Here is a 17,623-nt window from a genome sequence, read left to right as displayed (position 1 = left end):
TGAGAGAAAGGTGAACTCAATTGCTTCATTCAAAAACAAGATGGCATTCTCCGGCAGCCGATCCCATTGCAGTAGAGGAATTGGCCCGGAGCCTTTCTATTTCTCCGCTCCTTTCATCACTGCTGGTAACCAGAGGTTTGGGGACGGCTGCTGATGCTTTGCAATTCATGGATGGAGGCGCGGAGGATAGACATGATCCGTTCCTGTTGAAGGGAATGGCCGAGGCGGTTCCGCGGATCAAAAAAGCATTACAAGAAGAAGAACATATTCTCGTGTACGGTGATTATGATGCGGATGGAGTGTCCAGCACCGCGCTGATGATCTACCTGCTGCGTTATCTGGGGGCATCCTTTGACATTTATATTCCCCATCGTTCAAATGAAGGCTATGGGCTGCACAATCATGCGCTGGACTGGGCGGTACAGCAGGGAGTATCGCTGGTCATTACCGTAGACACCGGAATTAGCGCTTATCATCAGATCGCTTATGCGACAGAGCTTGGAATTGATGTGATCGTAACGGATCATCACGAGCCGCCTGAACTGCTGCCGGAGGCCTTTGCACTGATTAATCCGAAGCTTCCTGACTGTCCTTATCCTTTTAAGGGTTTGGCAGGTGTGGGGGTTGCCTACAAGTTGGCTGAAGCCATGCTTGGGGACGAGGTACCGGAGGAATGGAGCGAGATCGCGGCCATTGGTACAGTTGCTGATCTCATGCCGCTGCTCGGTGAGAACCGCAGTCTAGTGCGCAGAGGACTCTCCAGTATGCGGCATTCACCTTTCCCGGGGATCCGGGCCTTGCTTGATGTCAGTGGTGTAACGATGAGTACAGTGAGCGCTATAAATATTGCCTTTGGCATGGCGCCGCGCATTAATGCCAGCGGCCGGCTGGATCACGCAGGCCGTGCTGTGGCTTTGCTCACTACCACAAATTCGGGGGAAGCTGAACAGCTTGCCGGAGAACTGGATCTGCTTAACAAAGAGCGTCAGCTGGTCGTGGAAAGAATCGTCACGGAAGCCACCGCTAAATTTGAGCAGCAGACCGCAGAGGGAACACTGCCGGATATTATTGTTCTTGCTGATCAAGGCTGGAATGTCGGCGTGGTGGGTATTGTGGCCTCTAAGCTGCTGGACAGGTATTACCGTCCGGTGATTATACTGGATGTTCACCCGGAAACAGGGATGTGTAAAGGTTCTGCCCGCTCGATTCCCGGTTTGGATATTTATGCAGCGCTTTCTTCCTGCGCCGGGCTGATGGATCATTTCGGCGGCCATCCAGCAGCAGCAGGGATGAGCCTGCATCGTGATAAGCTGGAAGAATTCGCGGCTGCGCTTAATGAGTTTGCAGCCTCCGTTCTCCAGCCGGAACATTTCATGCCTGTGACAGCAGCGGACGGTGAAACGGCGATCTCTGATTTAACGCTGCAGGCCGCACTGGATCTGGACAGGCTGGCTCCCTTCGGGATGGCCAATCCGCTGCCCAAGTTTATAGTTCGCGGAGCTGCGGTGAAGGAGACCCGCAAGATGGGGCAGGATGGCAAACATCTCAAGCTGGTTTTGCAGCAAGGCAAGCATACGATTGAGGCGGTAGCCTTCGGCAAAGGAGCATTAGCCCAATTGCTGCCAGGAGGCACTATGGTTGATGTCCTGGCAGAGCTTTCGGTGAATGAATGGAACGGTTCGCGCAAACCTCAGCTGATGCTGCAGGATTTAGCAGTCCCGAATGCGCAGCTGCTGGATTTGCGCGGGACAGCTGATGCAGTGAAGCAGGCGGCTACCCTCAAAGAGCTGCTGCTGCAATTCAGCAGCGGAACTTCCTTCAGCGCTGCAGCTGTGTTTCACAACAGCCGCATGACGCCGCTGAATCAATTGAAAGGCATGTCGCTTTGGGTATATGATGAGAATGCCGGGATCTCCGTGCTGAATCAAGGGCAAGCCGAAACAGGTGAAGGCAAGGTTTCCCTGCTTTGCCTGCTGGACATGCCGGATACACCGGAGCAGCTGGATGCGGTGCTTACTGCTTTTCCACAAGCTGAGAATATCGCATTGCTGCACTCCATTCGGGATGGCCGTGACCGGCTGCAAATACCGACACGTGATCATTTCAAGTCGTTATATAAATTGCTGGCTTCGATTGCAGCTGCGGCGACACCGGAGCACGAGGTGCTGCTGCGGCTTAGCCGCCAGTCTTCACTCAGTGTGCGCATGCTGGGCAAGATGCTTGAGGTGTTTGAGGAACTTGATTTTATCAAGCGCAGCAATGGGACCATTACCTTTGTTACCCAGCCTGCGGCGAAGAGTCTTACGGCCTCCCGGCATTTTGTCAGACTGGGTGAGACTGCGGAAATGGAGCAATATTTCATGGAAGGCAGCCTCAGCGAGCTGCAGGAATGGATGCTGTCCCGCCGTTTAGGAGCATCCTAGGTCGGAATGGACTGGAGGCTTTGCTTCCGTAGCAAGTTTGTTTGAAGAGAATTCAGTGAGGGAACTGCTCACAACCTTTAGGAGATGATCATGTTGGATTTAAAAGACAGTATTCGTGTGATTCCGGACTTTCCGCAAGTGGGAATCAGCTTTAAAGATATAACTACATTGCTTAAAGACGGCGACAAATACCGCCAGGCGATTGATGAGCTTAAAGCGCTTGTGTCACATCTGCAGATTGATGTAATTGCCGGTCCTGAGGCGCGCGGTTTTGTAGTCGGCGCACCGCTGGCTTACGCACTGGGGGTCGGATTTGTACCGATTCGCAAGAGTGGCAAACTTCCTTACGAAACCATTGAAGTGGGTTATGATCTGGAATACGGCAAGGATAAACTGGCCGTTCATACCGATGCCATCAAGCCGGGACAAAAGGTGCTGATTGCTGATGACTTACTGGCTACCGGCGGTACCATTGCCACATCAGTTAGTCTGGTGGAACAGCTCGGCGGCAAAGTTGTCGGCGCTGCTTTTCTCATCGAACTTGTAGAGCTTGCCGGCCGCAACAAACTTTCGGATATTGAAGTGATATCCCTGATGACTTACGAGGACTAATTTAAAAGAGGGTAACTTTTCCCGGGAAATAAAAAGCGGATCGCTGTCGAACGAAGACAGCGATCCGCTTTTATTAATAGATTCGTTCTATTTACTATAAACGGATGCCACCCTGAAGCAGATGAGCATCCGTTTTCTTCATATATAAGTATTCGGGGTCTAATGGGCGGATTTCTCATCTTCCTGCTCGTTTGACCAGCCAAGAACCTCGAACAGCTTGAAGAACAGAGACAGAACCATACCAACAATCGTAGCCAGCGCCATTCCTTTAAGCTCCACTTTGCCCATGTTAAGGGAGATGCCGCTGATGCCGACAACAAGCACCAAGGTAGCCAGAATCATATTGGTTGCTTTGGAGAAGTCGACCTTCTGCTCTACAAAGATCCGCAAACCGGAAGCTGCGATAACCCCGAACAGCAAGAGGGATACTCCGCCCATTACCGGTGCGGGGATGTTGGCAATAATAGAAGAGAAGGTGCCGGAGAACGAGAGCAGAATGGCGATGACTGCCGCTCCGCCGATCACATACACCGAATATACTTTGGTTAAGGCCATAACACCGATGTTCTCGCCGTAAGTAGTATTAGGAGTAGAACCCAGGAAACCGGAGAAAATGGTGGAAATCCCGTTACCCATCAGCGAGCGGTCAAGACCGGGGTCTTTCGCCAGGTCTCTGCCGACAATGTTGCTGGTTACGAGCAAGTGGCCGATGTGTTCAACGATAACGACAAGGGATACAGGAATAATGGTGAAGATTACATCCCAGTCAAAGGATGGGGTGACGATCGTCGGGTGGGAGAAGAACTGTGCGTCGGAAATGGCACCCGTGTTAACCTTATGCATAATATAGGCCAGCACATAACCGGTAACAATCCCGATCAGAATATGAATGATTTTGGGGAAACCCCGGAAGAGTACTGCGCCAATAACCGTTACACCCAGCGTTACCATAGACAGCGTAATTGCGCTTCCGTCCGGTGTCCAGTCGGCAGTACTTACACCTTCAGGAGCAATCAGTCCGGCCATACGTGCGGCAACCGGTACCAGCTCCAGTCCAATGGTCGCCACGATTGCGCCCATAACCGCCGGAGGGAACACCACATCAATCCAGCCAGTGCCGGCATAACGGACGACTAAAGCGACGAGAATAAAGATAACACCGGTAACAATAAACGCTCCCAGTGCAAGCGAATATCCATGCATATGATCGCTCTTGTTATGGTTAAGCACAATCATTACAGGTGAGATGAAGGCAAAGCTTGATCCAAGATAAGCCGGGATTTTGCCGCGGGTAATCAGGATATAGAGCAATGTGCCGATACCGTTCATCAGCAGGATCATACCAGGGTCTACCCCAAACAGGTTAGGGACAAGCACCGTGCTACCGAACATGGCGAACAAATGCTGAAGACTTAACAGAAATCCCGGGCCCCAGGGGAGTTTCTCATTAACTTGAATTTCGCGTTGCAATGGAGTTCACTTCTCTTTCTTTATGTAGTTTTAGGTTAGGTCGCGGAAAACCGCTTTTACTAGATTAAAGAGTACGGCGACTTTTTACAACAACAATTTTACAGATGCCACGAAATTGCCCATACTTCGAGGCCTAAGCCTGCAGGAATGCCACCCTATGGCAAGTGTTGACGTAATCCATCGTAAGCGTCATAATTATAAACAACTTTAAACTGCGTGTAGTGCAGCCTGGAAGAGCTGATAACCCTGCAAACCGGACACACCTTGCGGGTTCATTCATTAAATAGATAAACTCCATTACGGAATTTTTCTTTATAGAAAGGAAACGGATACGACGAGAATGGGCATAGAGCAATTAATTGAAAAGGCTAGCGCCTATATAAAAGAAAAAGATCTTCTCCGCATCCGGGAAGCTTATGAATTTGCCGATCAGGCTCATCACGGGCAGGTTCGGAAATCGGGGGAGCCATACATTCTGCATCCGCTCGCGGTCGCAGATATTGTCGTGAATATGCAGATGGATGTCATCTCCATTATTGCAGCGCTGCTGCATGATGTCGTAGAAGATACAACGGTGTCACTGGAGCAGATCCGCGGGAATTTTGGCGATACCTGTGCCATGCTGGTTGATGGTCTAACAAAGCTGGAACGCATCCGTTTCCGTTCCAAGGAAGAGCAGCAGAACGAGAATTACCGCAAAATGTTCATTGCTATGGCTCAGGATATCCGCGTTATTGTCATCAAGCTGGCGGATCGTCTGCATAATATGCGGACTCTGAAGTACCAGTCAGAAGAAAGCCAGCGCCGTATTTCTTATGAAACGCTGGAGATTTTCTGTCCCATTGCAGACCGTTTGGGAATATCAGCGATTAAATGGGAAATGGAGGATATCGCTCTCCGTTACCTGAATCCGCAGCAATACTACCGTATTGCTAATTTAGTGCATAAAAAACGGGCGGAACGTGAAATGTTCATTGAGAGTGTAATCGGCCGCATTCGTGCCAAACTCGATGAAATGGGCATTGAAGGCGATCTGTCGGGACGTCCCAAGCATATTTACAGTGTCTATAACAAAATGAGCACCAAAAACAAGCAGTTTAATGAAATCTATGATCTGCTTGCCATCCGCATTATCGTCGACAACATTAAGGATTGTTATGCCACATTAGGCATTATTCATACTCTTTGGAAGCCGATGCCCGGACGTTTCAAGGATTATATAGCCATGCCCAAAGCGAACATGTACCAATCGCTGCATACGACGGTAGTGGGTCCAGGCGGAGAGCCAACGGAAGTGCAGATCCGTACCTGGGAGATGCACCGTACCGCCGAGTTCGGGATTGCCGCCCATTGGGCTTATAAAGAAGGAAACAGCAATAACGTTAATCCGGAGAACCGGATGCCGTTCTTCCGCGAAATCCTGGAACTGCAGCATGAAGCCAAGGATGCGGAAGAGTTTGTCGAATCGCTCAAAATGGATTTTTTCTCCGACCTTGTCTTCGTATTTACCCCGAAGGGCGAGGTTGTGGAGCTGCCGGCAGGTTCCGTTCCGCTTGATTTTGCTTTCCGTATCCATACGGAGGTAGGTAACCGGACCATCGGCTCCAAGGTGAACGGGCGGATCGTGCCGCTGGATCACAAGCTGAAGACCGGGGATATTGTAGAGATCCTGACCTCGAAGAATTCGTATGGTCCCAGCCGGGACTGGTTGAAGATCGCACAATCCTCGCATGCACGGAGCAAGATCAAGCAATGGTTCAAGAAGGAGAAACGCGAGGAGAACGTTGAAAAAGGCCGTGAAGCGATCGAACGTGAGCTGAAGCGCCTCAATGTTGAAGTATCGGATTGGCTTACGGAAGATAAGCTGACTGAGGTATCGAAGAAATTTGCTTTTGGCGATTTGGAAGACATGCTGTCGGCAGTCGGTTTCGGAGGGATTACTGCGGCGCAGATCGCCTCCAAGCTTACGGAGAAGCTGCGCAAGGATCAGGAAGAGGCCGCGGGACATCTGGAGCTTACTTCTGAGATGAAGGAAATTAAGTCCAGCGGAGAGAAACGGAATCAGCCAACCAACGGAGTACGTGTAAAAGGAATTGATAATCTGCTGGTCCGTTTTGCACGATGTTGCAATCCGGTGCCTGGCGATGACATTATCGGTTATGTGACGCGCGGGCGCGGCGTTTCCGTCCACCGCGAGGATTGTCCGAACATTCCGGGCGATGGTGACGGAGAAGAGTCGGCACGTGTAATTGAAGTGGAATGGGAAGGCAGTATGGAAGCCAACTACAGTGTTGATATTGAGATTACCGGCCATGACCGCAACGGCCTGCTCAATGAAGTGCTGCAGGCGGTGTCAGAGAGCAAGACTAACATCTCTGCGGTCACCGGACGCTCCGACAAGAACAAGATGGTGATGATTCATATGACGATCCTTATCCGCAATACAGACCATTTGCAGTCAGTGGTCGATCGGTTGAAACGGGTTAAGGATGTATATACGGTTAACCGCATTATGCAATAAGGCAAGGAGTGGAACACACCAATGAGAGTGGTCGTGCAGCGCTGCAAGGAAGCGAAAGTTACCGTGGATGGGACAGTCACTGGAGCTGTAGGCCAAGGCCTGATGCTGCTTGTCGGCGTTACTCATGAGGATACGGAGAAGGATGCTAAATATTTGGCTGACAAGATCGCCGGATTGCGCATTTTTGAAGATGAAGCCGGCAAAATGAACTTCAGCGTCACCGAGACCGGCGGAGCAATCTTGTCCGTGTCGCAGTTTACGCTGTATGGAGATTGCCGTAAAGGCCGGCGCCCCAACTTTATGGCTGCCGCAGCACCCGCTAGGGCAAAGCAGCTCTACGACTATTTCAACCATGAGCTGAGAAACAGCGGACTTACGGTGGAAACAGGTGTGTTCGGCGCAATGATGGATGTATCACTGACCAATTGGGGCCCTGTCACCCTGATTCTGGACAGCCGGGGTTAGCTGCGGAATTAATTGCCGCTTTAGCAAAATTTAAGTTGTTTACGTGCACCCGAGGATGCCGCATGGGGTTCTGTTCTAAGGACCCTATGAGGCATCCTTTGCTTTTTCCCTGCGGATAGGCGGGTCCTGGGCTGGATAAACTAAGGTAGAGCCATAATTCGCCGAGGAGCAGGGAGTCCAGCATGAGACAATCACAGAAAGCATGGGTATGGAGCGTCTTGCCGGCATATGCGGCCGGAAGTGCTGCAGAAGCCGCTGCGGCGGCCAAAGGGACCGTGGAGCAACAAGAGACTGACGTGTTGAAAGGAAGAAGCCGCAGCCTCCTGCCGCGCACTTGAAATGCTTGGGAGGCTGCGGTTTTTGGCATATTGGGCGTAACTCTTTTTATAGCGTAGAGGGATGAAAAGAAAGGTAAGCAGCTTCACTTCGTTAGAAAGCGCTGCAATAAGGGTAATAAGAAGACGAGAACAGAAAAGTGGAGAGGAGAATTAATCTCATGAGTAAAGTTGCATTTCTGCTCGCCAACGGTTTTGAAGATTCCGAAATGAAGGTACCTTACGATGAAGTCATAAAAGCAGGGCATCAGGCGGAGATCATCGGTCTGAAGAAAAACGAAACCTTGCTTGGCAAAAAAGGCAGTGTGTCCTATGCAGCCGATAAAGCCATCAGCGAGGTGAAAGCAGCAGACTATGACGCTGTGGTTATTCCCGGAGGCTCATCCCCGGAAAATTTACGGCTCGACCCTGATATCCTGAGCTTTGTGAAGGAAGCCGATGGAACAGGCAAGCCGATTGCCTCCATCTGCCACGGACCGCAAATCCTGATCAGTGCAGACTTGCTGCAAGGCCGCACGGTGACTTCCTATCCGCCACTTAAGGATGATGTTATTAACGCCGGAGCGGAATTTAAGGATGAAGAGGTCGTCGTGGACGGCAATTACATTACTTCACGCACACCGAAAGATGAGCCCGCATTTGTGCGTGAGCTGTTGAAGGTGTTGTAATAAAAGCTTGGCCCCAAAAATCTAAACAACAATCCAAGGAGGGAACGACAATGAGTAGAAGAATCCAGGCTTATTTCAGAACAGAAGATGAAGCAGAAGGCGCTAAGACGGCATTGATTCCTTACGGAGTGGATAATCTGGAAGTATCCCCGCTGACGGATCCTTTAAAAACAGACGGAAATTACAGAAATAATATCCTGATTCCCTTGGTTCCTTATAACAACTCCGCGATGACCGGTGGCACATTTGGCGCTACGGGTGCGGTTGCAGGCTCCGGCCCGATTGTTGGTGCACCTATTGTACCGGCAATCGATGCGAATGACGGTCCTGATGATTTGGATAACCGCAGTGCGGGTGATGTCCGGAATCATGCTGAATTTGATGACAGGGATTTGGACGATCTTCGTTATGTCATGGAAGTTAAGGTGGCTGACGGCAAACAGGATGAGATTATCGAGACGCTGCGCCGGAAGCGTGCTTACGTGGAAATCTTTGATTAAAAAGAGAGCACGCTCTCTCGCAGATGAATAGTTGCGAAACTACAGCTCCGCCAAATCCGTTACAGGGATTGGCGGAGCTTTTTAAAATCCAAGAATAGTAATATTTCTTTGATTTCTCTGGACAGGGAATTATGTTGTAGTGTAAAGTAGTCCTTGTGTTTCAGTAAGGGATTGTCCAGATTTATAAAACGCTTTCTTTTCTGTAATACAACCGTAATATTACATTCATGATTCCTTAATATAGCGTGTTTATAATAGAAGCATGACCCCCTTTTTTATAATATATGATGATGGACCTGCAGCAATCGGCTGTAGGTCACTTTTTTTGTAATAGCTTTTTTTATTGGATTCCTTGACTTTAGCGCAGTGGTTCAGTAGAATCTAACAATATACAGATTGTCATATAGTTTTGATGACGGGACCAAGTAATCCGTACCCCACAACCCCAGAGAGGAATCCCCCGCAGAGATGGAAATCGTCCTACCGTAGGATGAGCTTACCGTTTCCGCCCGGCTGTAAGGATTCTGTTGATGAACGGATGAATGACCTCCCCGAGAACGCACGGCGAAAGCAGGCAATGAAGATTGCCGGAAGTCAGTAGCCGATTGCGCGTAGGCGGGCGTTAACCGCTTAGAGCGGATTCAGGCAGTTGCATGGATTCGGAATGTGGGTGGTACCACGGGTGTATTATTAGGTTGATAATAATCCCTCGTCCCTGTTTGATATAAACAGGGCGAGGGATTTTTTGTTTTTTTTAGAAGTTGACAAACAGACAGGCAGAGGGGTTATTTTCAGGAGGGATAGGCTGTGGCTAAAGAAAGATTCGAGAAACCAACAGGCACGCAGGATGTGCTTCCGGGTGCGGTTGAGAAATGGCAGTATGTTGAAGGGAAGGCCAGGGATCTTTGCCGCCGGTTCAATTACCGGGAGATCCGCACTCCTATGTTCGAGCACACTGCGCTGTTCGAACGCGGTGTAGGAGAAACAACAGACATTGTAGAAGGCGAGATGTACACCTTCAAGGATAAGGGCGACCGCGATCTGGCACTCCGTCCGGAAGGAACGGCCGGAGTGGTCCGTGCTTATGTTCAGAACAAGCTCTACGGTGAGCCGGATGTAAACAAGCTGTATTATATCGGTCCCATGTTCCGTTATGAGCGTCCGCAGGCGGGAAGATACCGCCAATTTCACCAATTCGGCATCGAGGCATTTGGAGCAGTAGATCCGGCGATTGATGCGGAAGTGATTTCTCTAGGGTACCAGTTCTATAAGGATCTGGGACTGAGGGATGTAAGGGTAGAGCTGAACTCCGTGGGCAACGTACCTAGCCGTGCGGCGTACCGGGAGAAGCTGCTGGATTTCCTCAGACCGATGAGGGACAACCTTTGTAGTGACTGCCAGCGGCGTATGGACCGCAACCCCTTGCGCGTGCTGGATTGCAAGGTGGACCAGGACAAATTCGGCGGTGCGCCTTCCATTCTGGATAGCCTGGATGAAGAATGCACAACTCATTTTGAGAAGGTCAAAATGCATTTGGATATCATGGGTGTGGAGTACAGCATTAATCCCCGTCTGGTACGCGGACTGGATTATTACACGCATACAGCGTTTGAATATAAAGCAGCCGGCATCGGATCTATCGACACGGTCGGCGGCGGCGGCCGTTACAATGGTCTGGTGGAGGAAATCGGCGGTCCGGATCAGCCGGGCATCGGTTTTGGCATCGGGCTGGAGCGGATCCTGCTGATTCTGGAGAATCAAGGGGTAGAGCTGGAGACGGTGAAGCCGCTGGATGTATACTTCGTGGCACTTGGCGAAGCGGCCGATCTGGAGATTACGAAACAATTGTTCATTCTGCGCAGTCTTGGCTTTTCTGCAGAGCGGGATTATCTGGGCCGCAAGATGAAGGCGCAGATGAAATCGGCCGACCGCATGTCGGCTCGGTACACAGCGATTCTTGGTGAAGATGAGCTGAACAGCGGCGTCATTGCGCTGAAATCAATGGCTACTGGCGAGCAGCGGACCATCAAGCTGGAAGAGCTGGGACAGTCGCTGGACTAGACAGCTTGGCATGAAGTAATTGTATTGTTGCAAGAGGAAGAAGGCTTCACTGATTCATATAAGCGCAGTTACTTTTAACCATGAAGGGGTAGAATATATTATGACCAGAAGCCATCACTGTGGACAATTGACGCCGGAGCATATCGGCCAGACCGTAACTCTGAACGGATGGGTGCAGACCCGCCGCGACCTTGGGGGCGTACTTTTTATTGATCTCCGCGACCGCAGCGGAATCGTACAAATCGTTTTCAATCCCGACTATTCCGGCGAAGCGCTGCAAATTGCAGATAAAGTGCGCAGTGAGTATGTGCTCGCTGTTACGGGGAAAGTGGTTAAGCGGGACGAAGAAACCATTAACCGCAACCTGCCTACAGGAGAGATTGAAGTGCAGATTACGGATATTGAAGTACTCAATGCCGCGAAAACGCCGCCGTTCTTCATCGAAGACGGTGTGGAAGTGGATGAATCCCTGCGTATGAAATACCGCTATCTCGACCTGCGTCGTCCGGAGATGTACAAAACGATGCTGCTTCGTTCCAAATCGGCGAAGATTTTCCGCGATTTCCTGGACAACGAAGGTTTTATTGATATCGAAACACCAATCCTGACCAGAAGTTCACCTGAAGGCGCCCGTGATTATTTGGTGCCGAGCCGGGTACATGAAGGCGAGTTCTTTGGACTTCCGCAATCGCCGCAAATCTACAAGCAGCTGCTGATGGTCGGCGGTATTGAGCGCTATTATCAAATCGCCCGCTGCTTCCGTGATGAAGATTTGCGCGCTGACCGCCAGCCGGAATTCACCCAGGTCGACATCGAGACTTCCTTCATGCCGCAGGATGATCTGCTGTCGATGATGGAGACCCTGATGCAGCGCCTGCTTAAAGAAACGATTGGCGTCGAAATTGCCCTGCCGTTCCAGCGTTTGACTTATGCCGAAGCCATCGGCAAATACGGCTCAGATAAGCCAGACCTGCGTTTTGGCCTGGAGCTGGTTGAAATGAATGACATCGTAGCCAGCAGCGGCGTCAAAGTATTCGCCTCTGTGATCGAGAAGGGCGGAGAAGTAAAATGCCTCAACGCTAAAGGCTGCGGTACCTGGACCCGTAAAGAGATCGACGATCTTGGACCTTATGCCGCGCGTTACGGAGCCAAAGGACTTGCCTGGATTCAAGTGAAGGATGGCGAATTCAAGGGGCCTATCGTGAAGTTCTTCACCGAGGAAGAAATTGCTGCCGTGAAGGAACGTACCGGTGCCGAAGAAGGCGACCTGCTGCTCTTCTCTGCTGATAATAAAAAGGTGGTAGCCGATGTACTGGGTGCACTTCGCCTGAAGATCGGACGCCAGCTTGGCCTGATTGACGACAATGTGTTCAAGTTCGCATGGGTTACTGAATTCCCGCTGCTTAGCTACGACGAAGACCAGAAACGTTATGTGGCAGAACATCATCCGTTCACTCGTCCGATGGATGAAGACCTGCACCTCTTTGAGACTGATCCGGGTGCTATCCGTGCCCAGGCTTACGATATCGTGCTTAACGGCTACGAGGTAGGCGGCGGCTCTCAGCGTATCTACAAACGTGAGGTACAGGAAAAAATGTTCGATGCACTCGGCTTCTCAACGGAGGTTGCATACGAGAAATTCGGCTACCTGCTGGATGCATTTGAATACGGAACACCTCCGCACGGCGGGATTGCCTTTGGTTTCGACCGTCTCGTAATGCTGCTTGCCGGCCGTACCAACCTGCGCGAAACCATTGCCTTCCCTAAGACGGCAAGTGCGACTGACCTGCTGATGGATGCACCGGCACCGGTAGATGCAATACAATTGGAACAGCTGCACATCAAGCTGGCTCCGAAGCCGGAGAAGGTAAAGAACTAAATCTAACCAGGCCTAAGCGGAGCGGCAGCGCTGCTTCGCCGGCTTTTTGAAGGAGGCGCTACATCATGCTGCATCAGTTCTCGCGTACGGAGCTGGCCATCGGACCGGAAGGTCTGGAGATTTTGAAGAACAGTACAGTGGCTGTGCTCGGCATTGGCGGCGTAGGGGCCATGTCGGTTGAGGCTCTGGCCCGTACAGGTATCGGCCGCATTATCCTGATTGATAAAGACACAGTGGATATCACCAATATCAACCGCCAGATTCATGCGCTTACGACAACCATCGGACAGAAAAAAGCGGATTTGATGGTGGATCGTGTCAAGCTGATCAATCCGGAATGCGAAGCCATTGCCCTGAATATGTTCTACACGGATGAAACTTATGAGGAGCTCTTCAAATACAAGCCCGATTTCGTCATCGACGCTTCGGATACGATTATTTACAAGATCCATCTCATTAAAGAATGCCTAAGCCGGGGAATCCCGATGGTTTCCAGCATGGGCGCAGCTAACAAAATGGACCCGACACGCTTTAAGGTGGCTGACATTTCCAAGACGGAGATGGACCCGATTGCCCGTGTGATCCGCCAAAAGCTGCGCAAGGATGGAATCAAAAAAGGTGTCAAGGTTGTCTTCTCCACCGAGAAGCCGGTGAAACCGCGTGTGGATGTGACCGAGCAAATCGTTCCCGAAGATGCGCCGGACAGACGCAAGGCTCAACTGCCGCCTGCCAGCAACTCGTTTGTGCCTCCGGTAGTTGGACTTATTATGGTGAGTGTAGCCGTACAGGACCTTTTGAAGGCTGGCGGAGTAAACGTATAAACGAAAGCAGGCTTATCTTAGCTCGAACTAACCAAAGGACAAAAGGGCGTGCAGCCGGATTCCGGCTGCTTACGCCCTTTTATTGTGATTTTGAAATCCGGAAACAACGCAGGAATTTACCATCAGTGGAGGTATTTGCATGAAATCGAATTTTTGGCGAAATAGCGTTGGCCTGGAGCCGGGCGACAACTGGAAACAGGAATGGGCGGCTGGGATCCTATCGTATTTTGCTTCTGTATATATTGTTATGGTCAACGCTGCTATTCTGCATGATGCGGGGATGCCGCTGCGGGCCGGTATGGTGGCTACGCTGCTGACGGCAATTACCGGCTGTCTGCTTATGGCCTTCGGCGGTAAGACACCGATTATCGTCGTGCCGGGAATGGGCATTAATGCCTTTTTCACCTATACGCTGGTGCATTCCATGAAGCTGGATTGGCGGGAAGCGCTCGCTGTTGTAGTTGTGACCGGGGTGCTGTTTGCAATTGTGGCGTTCACCTCACTGTACCGTATTCTCAGTGACGCTATTCCTCATAATCTGCAGCATGCGATTACTGTCGGAATCGGCTTGTTTCTGACCTTCATAGGCCTGCAAAAAAGCGGAATCGTCATCGCCCACCGGACGACATTTGTCGCGATCGGACATTTCAGCGACCCTGCTGTGATAACCTCCTGCGTAACCCTGGTTCTGGCACTGGTGCTGTTCATCCGCGGAACACGCGGGGGACTGCTGATCAGCATGATTGTGGGCACAGGACTTGCCTATCTGTTAGGTGCGGCGCATGCCCCGGATCAGGCGGATTCCGGCCATGTGTTTTCCGGCTATGGTGATGTATTTGCAGGAATGGACTTGAGCCGGGGGTTCAGCCTTGTGTTCGTGATTGCCGTGTTCCTGCTGCTGCTGATTGTCGTGTTTGAAAATATCGGGCTGATCTCTTCCCAGACGCTGATGGCAGGACGCCCGGAGCGATTCAAGAGCAGCCTGCGCGCGTTGTCCATCGCTAATATAGCGGCAGGCCTGTTCGGCAGCAGTCCGGTAGTCGCTGCCGCAGAATCGACTGCAGGCATCGCGGCCGGCGGCAAGTCCGGGCTTACCTCGCTGGTTACCGGCATGTTGTTCGGGGCAACCTTCCTGTTCATCCCGCTGCTGGCTTATGTGCCGGACAGCGCCATCGCACCGATCCTGATTGTAATCGGCGGTCTTATGGTGCAAAGCGTACGTGAAATGGATCTCAGCGATATGACCGAGCTGTTTCCGTCCTTCCTGATCATGGTGATGATTCCGTTCACCTACAGCATTGTCGACGGTATGGCATTTGGCTTCATTACTTATCCCATCGTTAAACTCGCTATGGGCCGGGGCAAGGAAGTGCCGCCTGCGCTGTACGGCATCGCCGGACTTTTTGTGGCGAATTTTGTATTGCATGCTTTAATGGGTTAAACCTGGTGGAGCAGCTTATCCAGACTCGCCTGTATACTATAATTTGAAATATGTGGATTTGACCGGTCTGTTGTGATATGATGAGTATCCTTTTTGTGTGAGTGAAGCCAGTCTTGCACGAGATCATTCTTTAAGATTACTTTTAGGAGGTAACTGAAATTGGAAGACGACTTTCAAAGTGCCTATCAAGAGGAAGAAGACAGGCTGAACAGCGCGCTTACAGAGATCGACACTGTCCTGGAGAGACTGCGCAGCATACCGGTGTACACAGGAAGCGAGTATACCGAGCAAGTGCTGGAGGATTCCAGAGAACAGAGGCGCAAAGATCTTGCCAAGCTTAGGCAGGAGCCTTATTTCGGACGGCTTGATTTTCAGGGCAATGACGAGGACGAACGCAAGGCACTATATATTGGCAAAATCGGCGTAGACCGAGAACAGGTAAGCGACCGTCCGCTAGTCATTGACTGGCGCGCACCGGTAGCAAGCCTGTTCTATTCGTTTACAGGCGGAACTGAGCCGGCCTCCTATGAAGCCCCGGAGGGGCTGATTGAGGGGCTGGTATATTTAAAACGCAACGTGGTGATCCGCAAGCAAATCCTGGAGCGGGTGGCGGATACCTACAACCGCGACAGCGACGCCCCGGCCGTATCCGATGAATTTCTCGTATACCGCCTGGGCGAGAATAAGGACAACCGTCTCCGCGATATCGTCTCGACGATTCAGGAGGAGCAGGACAAGATTATCCGTGCCGCGAAGAATACGGCGCTGATCATTCAGGGTGTGGCCGGAAGTGGAAAAACAACGGTTGCATTGCACCGCCTGGCTTTCCTGCTGTATCAATACAAGGAACAGGTCTCCGCGGAGAAAATGATTATTTTCGCCCCGAACCGGATGTTCCTGGATTATATTTCGGATGTCCTGCCGGAGCTTGGCGTGGGCAACATTGCCCAGAGTACCTTCCCGGATTGGGCTGCGGACGTGCTGGGGATCACACTGCCGGAGCAAGATACAGCGGAAACGATGAACCGCTGGTTCGAAACGGCAGGCAGCATGCCGGTGATTACTGAAGAAACACCGGGCCGCTTCAAGGGTTCGACGGTGCTGATGGAGATTATTGAATCCACGATCAAGCTCCTTGAGACCGGTGCGGTGCCGGAGGGGGATTTCATTCCCTGGGAAGGTGCGGTACTGCGGCGTTCGATGATTCTGCGCTGGCATAACGAGGAATACGCCCCCTATCCGCCGGCCAAACGCAAAGAGCGTGTGATGGCCAGAATTCACCGCTGGATTGAGATGGAGCTGAAGAAGAGCCCTTCGCAGGCAGCGCTGAAGGAACGCAAGAAAAAAGCGGCGGCACGCGAGAAGACCTACAGCGGCAAGTGGCCCAAATATGATCCGCTTATGATCTATAAGCAGATTTTCCGGGCGGCAAAGGTTCCGGAGCATTGGCCGGCTGCAGCCCCGGAGATTATTCCGCAAGGTGTGCTGAAGGAAACGGTCAAGGAGCTCAAAAAAGGCATCCTGCGCGAAGAGGATCTGCCGCCGCTGCTCTATATTCATTATCTGCTCAGCGGAAATGAAGGCGGGGACCGCTTTGACCATATCGTTATTGATGAGGCGCAGGATTTCTCGCCTTTCCAGATTGCGGTGCTTGATTTGTATGTGAAGGGTCATTCCTTTACCATTTTGGGCGACTTGTCACAGGGGATACATGCCTACAAGGGCGTACATGCCTGGGAAGAGATGCAGACGCTGTTTGCACCGGAACATACGGCCTATCATGCACTGACCCGCAGCTACCGGTCCACCATGGAAATCATTGAATTTGCCAACAGCATATTGTCTTCCGGTGTTGGCAGCTCCCTGCTAGCCGTTCCGGTCTTCCGCAGCGGCAACCCGGTCCGGCTGATCTCTTACGCCGATCGCCAGCCGGCGGCAACAGCAGCCGGGAGTGAGCGCCTCAGTGCCGTCAGAACGGCTCTGGGGGCCCTCTCCGGGCGTGAATACCGCACAGTGGCTGTCTTAACCCGCAGCCTGCGGGAAGCTGCTGAGCTGTACGACTCGCTTGCCGGACAGTTTGACGATCTTCACCTGATTGACGGCAGCATGACTGAATATCAGGGCGGGCTGTCTGTACTGCCGGTGTATCTGTCCAAAGGGCTGGAGTTCGACGCTGTTATCTTGGCAGACGCGGACAGCGGACATTACGGGGAAGCGGCCTGGGACGCGAAGCTGATGTATGTCGGCTGTACCCGTGCGCTGCATGAACTGTGGCTGCTGCATGACGGGCAGCTGCCGCCTTATGTACAGCTGTTTGGAGAAGAGGCAGTCTCCGGCTGGCCTGAATCACAGTAGTGCAACTATAAAAAGCGGACCGCCTGTCATAAACAGGGCGGTCCACTTTTTATATTCTATAGGGTGAGAACA

At 51.6% G+C, this 17,623-nt stretch carries 13 protein-coding genes; 12 read left to right on the top strand and 1 reads right to left on the bottom strand.

What is annotated here, in order from left to right:
• Positions 1–20: 20 nt before the first annotated feature.
• A complete protein-coding gene (recJ, locus tag NST07_RS27155) occupies positions 21–2,423 on the top strand; it encodes a single-stranded-DNA-specific exonuclease RecJ (RefSeq protein ID WP_341095668.1) in 2,403 nt (800 codons plus the stop codon).
• A gap of 93 nt (positions 2,424–2,516) precedes the next feature.
• Complete coding sequence (locus tag NST07_RS27150) at positions 2,517–3,035, top strand: adenine phosphoribosyltransferase (protein ID WP_038600521.1); 519 nt, start codon at positions 2,517–2,519, stop codon at positions 3,033–3,035.
• Between the two features lie 159 nt (positions 3,036–3,194).
• On the opposite strand, the gene uraA is transcribed toward NST07_RS27150, so the two are convergent.
• On the bottom strand, positions 3,195–4,505 hold the full coding sequence (gene uraA / locus NST07_RS27145) for a uracil permease (protein ID WP_341095666.1): 1,311 nt from the start codon (positions 4,503–4,505) through the stop codon (positions 3,195–3,197).
• 340 nt (positions 4,506–4,845) lie between these two features.
• Here uraA and NST07_RS27140 point away from each other — a divergent pair, with 340 nt between their 5' ends.
• From NST07_RS27140 to NST07_RS27095, 10 genes are all read left to right on the top strand, one after another.
• Positions 4,846–7,026, top strand: coding sequence for a bifunctional (p)ppGpp synthetase/guanosine-3',5'-bis(diphosphate) 3'-pyrophosphohydrolase (locus tag NST07_RS27140; RefSeq protein ID WP_341095664.1), 2,181 nt, complete (start codon positions 4,846–4,848; stop codon positions 7,024–7,026).
• 21 nt (positions 7,027–7,047) lie between these two features.
• Positions 7,048–7,491: a D-aminoacyl-tRNA deacylase gene (gene dtd / locus NST07_RS27135; RefSeq protein ID WP_341095662.1), complete on the top strand. Its 444-nt coding sequence runs from the start codon at positions 7,048–7,050 to the stop codon at positions 7,489–7,491.
• A 182-nt stretch (positions 7,492–7,673) separates the two neighbouring features.
• The gene (locus tag NST07_RS27130; protein WP_341379592.1) at positions 7,674–7,829 is read left to right on the top strand and encodes a hypothetical protein; all 156 of its coding nucleotides are present in this window, start codon (positions 7,674–7,676) and stop codon (positions 7,827–7,829) included.
• A gap of 158 nt (positions 7,830–7,987) precedes the next feature.
• The gene (locus NST07_RS27125; protein WP_341095660.1) at positions 7,988–8,494 is read left to right on the top strand and encodes a type 1 glutamine amidotransferase domain-containing protein; all 507 of its coding nucleotides are present in this window, start codon (positions 7,988–7,990) and stop codon (positions 8,492–8,494) included.
• Between the two features lie 50 nt (positions 8,495–8,544).
• Complete coding sequence (locus tag NST07_RS27120; RefSeq protein WP_341095659.1) at positions 8,545–8,994, top strand: hypothetical protein; 450 nt, start codon at positions 8,545–8,547, stop codon at positions 8,992–8,994.
• Positions 8,995–9,801: 807 nt separating this feature from the next.
• Positions 9,802–11,055: a histidine--tRNA ligase gene (gene hisS / locus NST07_RS27115; protein WP_342480533.1), complete on the top strand. Its 1,254-nt coding sequence runs from the start codon at positions 9,802–9,804 to the stop codon at positions 11,053–11,055.
• Between the two features lie 100 nt (positions 11,056–11,155).
• Complete coding sequence (gene aspS, locus NST07_RS27110) at positions 11,156–12,934, top strand: aspartate--tRNA ligase (protein ID WP_076109154.1); 1,779 nt, start codon at positions 11,156–11,158, stop codon at positions 12,932–12,934.
• A gap of 65 nt (positions 12,935–12,999) precedes the next feature.
• A complete protein-coding gene (locus NST07_RS27105) occupies positions 13,000–13,755 on the top strand; it encodes a tRNA threonylcarbamoyladenosine dehydratase (RefSeq protein WP_341379589.1) in 756 nt (251 codons plus the stop codon).
• A gap of 139 nt (positions 13,756–13,894) precedes the next feature.
• Positions 13,895–15,196 carry an NCS2 family permease gene (locus tag NST07_RS27100; protein WP_341095651.1) on the top strand — a complete coding sequence of 434 codons (1,302 nt, stop codon included), beginning with the start codon at positions 13,895–13,897 and terminating at the stop codon, positions 15,194–15,196.
• A 159-nt stretch (positions 15,197–15,355) separates the two neighbouring features.
• Positions 15,356–17,551 carry a UvrD-helicase domain-containing protein gene (locus NST07_RS27095; protein ID WP_342480532.1) on the top strand — a complete coding sequence of 732 codons (2,196 nt, stop codon included), beginning with the start codon at positions 15,356–15,358 and terminating at the stop codon, positions 17,549–17,551.
• Positions 17,552–17,623: the final 72 nt, after the last annotated feature.

It is taken from the genome of Paenibacillus sp. FSL L8-0340, from assembly GCF_038593145.1.
Lineage (GTDB): Bacteria > Bacillota > Bacilli > Paenibacillales > Paenibacillaceae > Paenibacillus_AQ.
The sequence above is the reverse complement of the archived record's forward strand: the minus strand, read 5'-3'. Positions and strand labels throughout refer to the sequence as shown.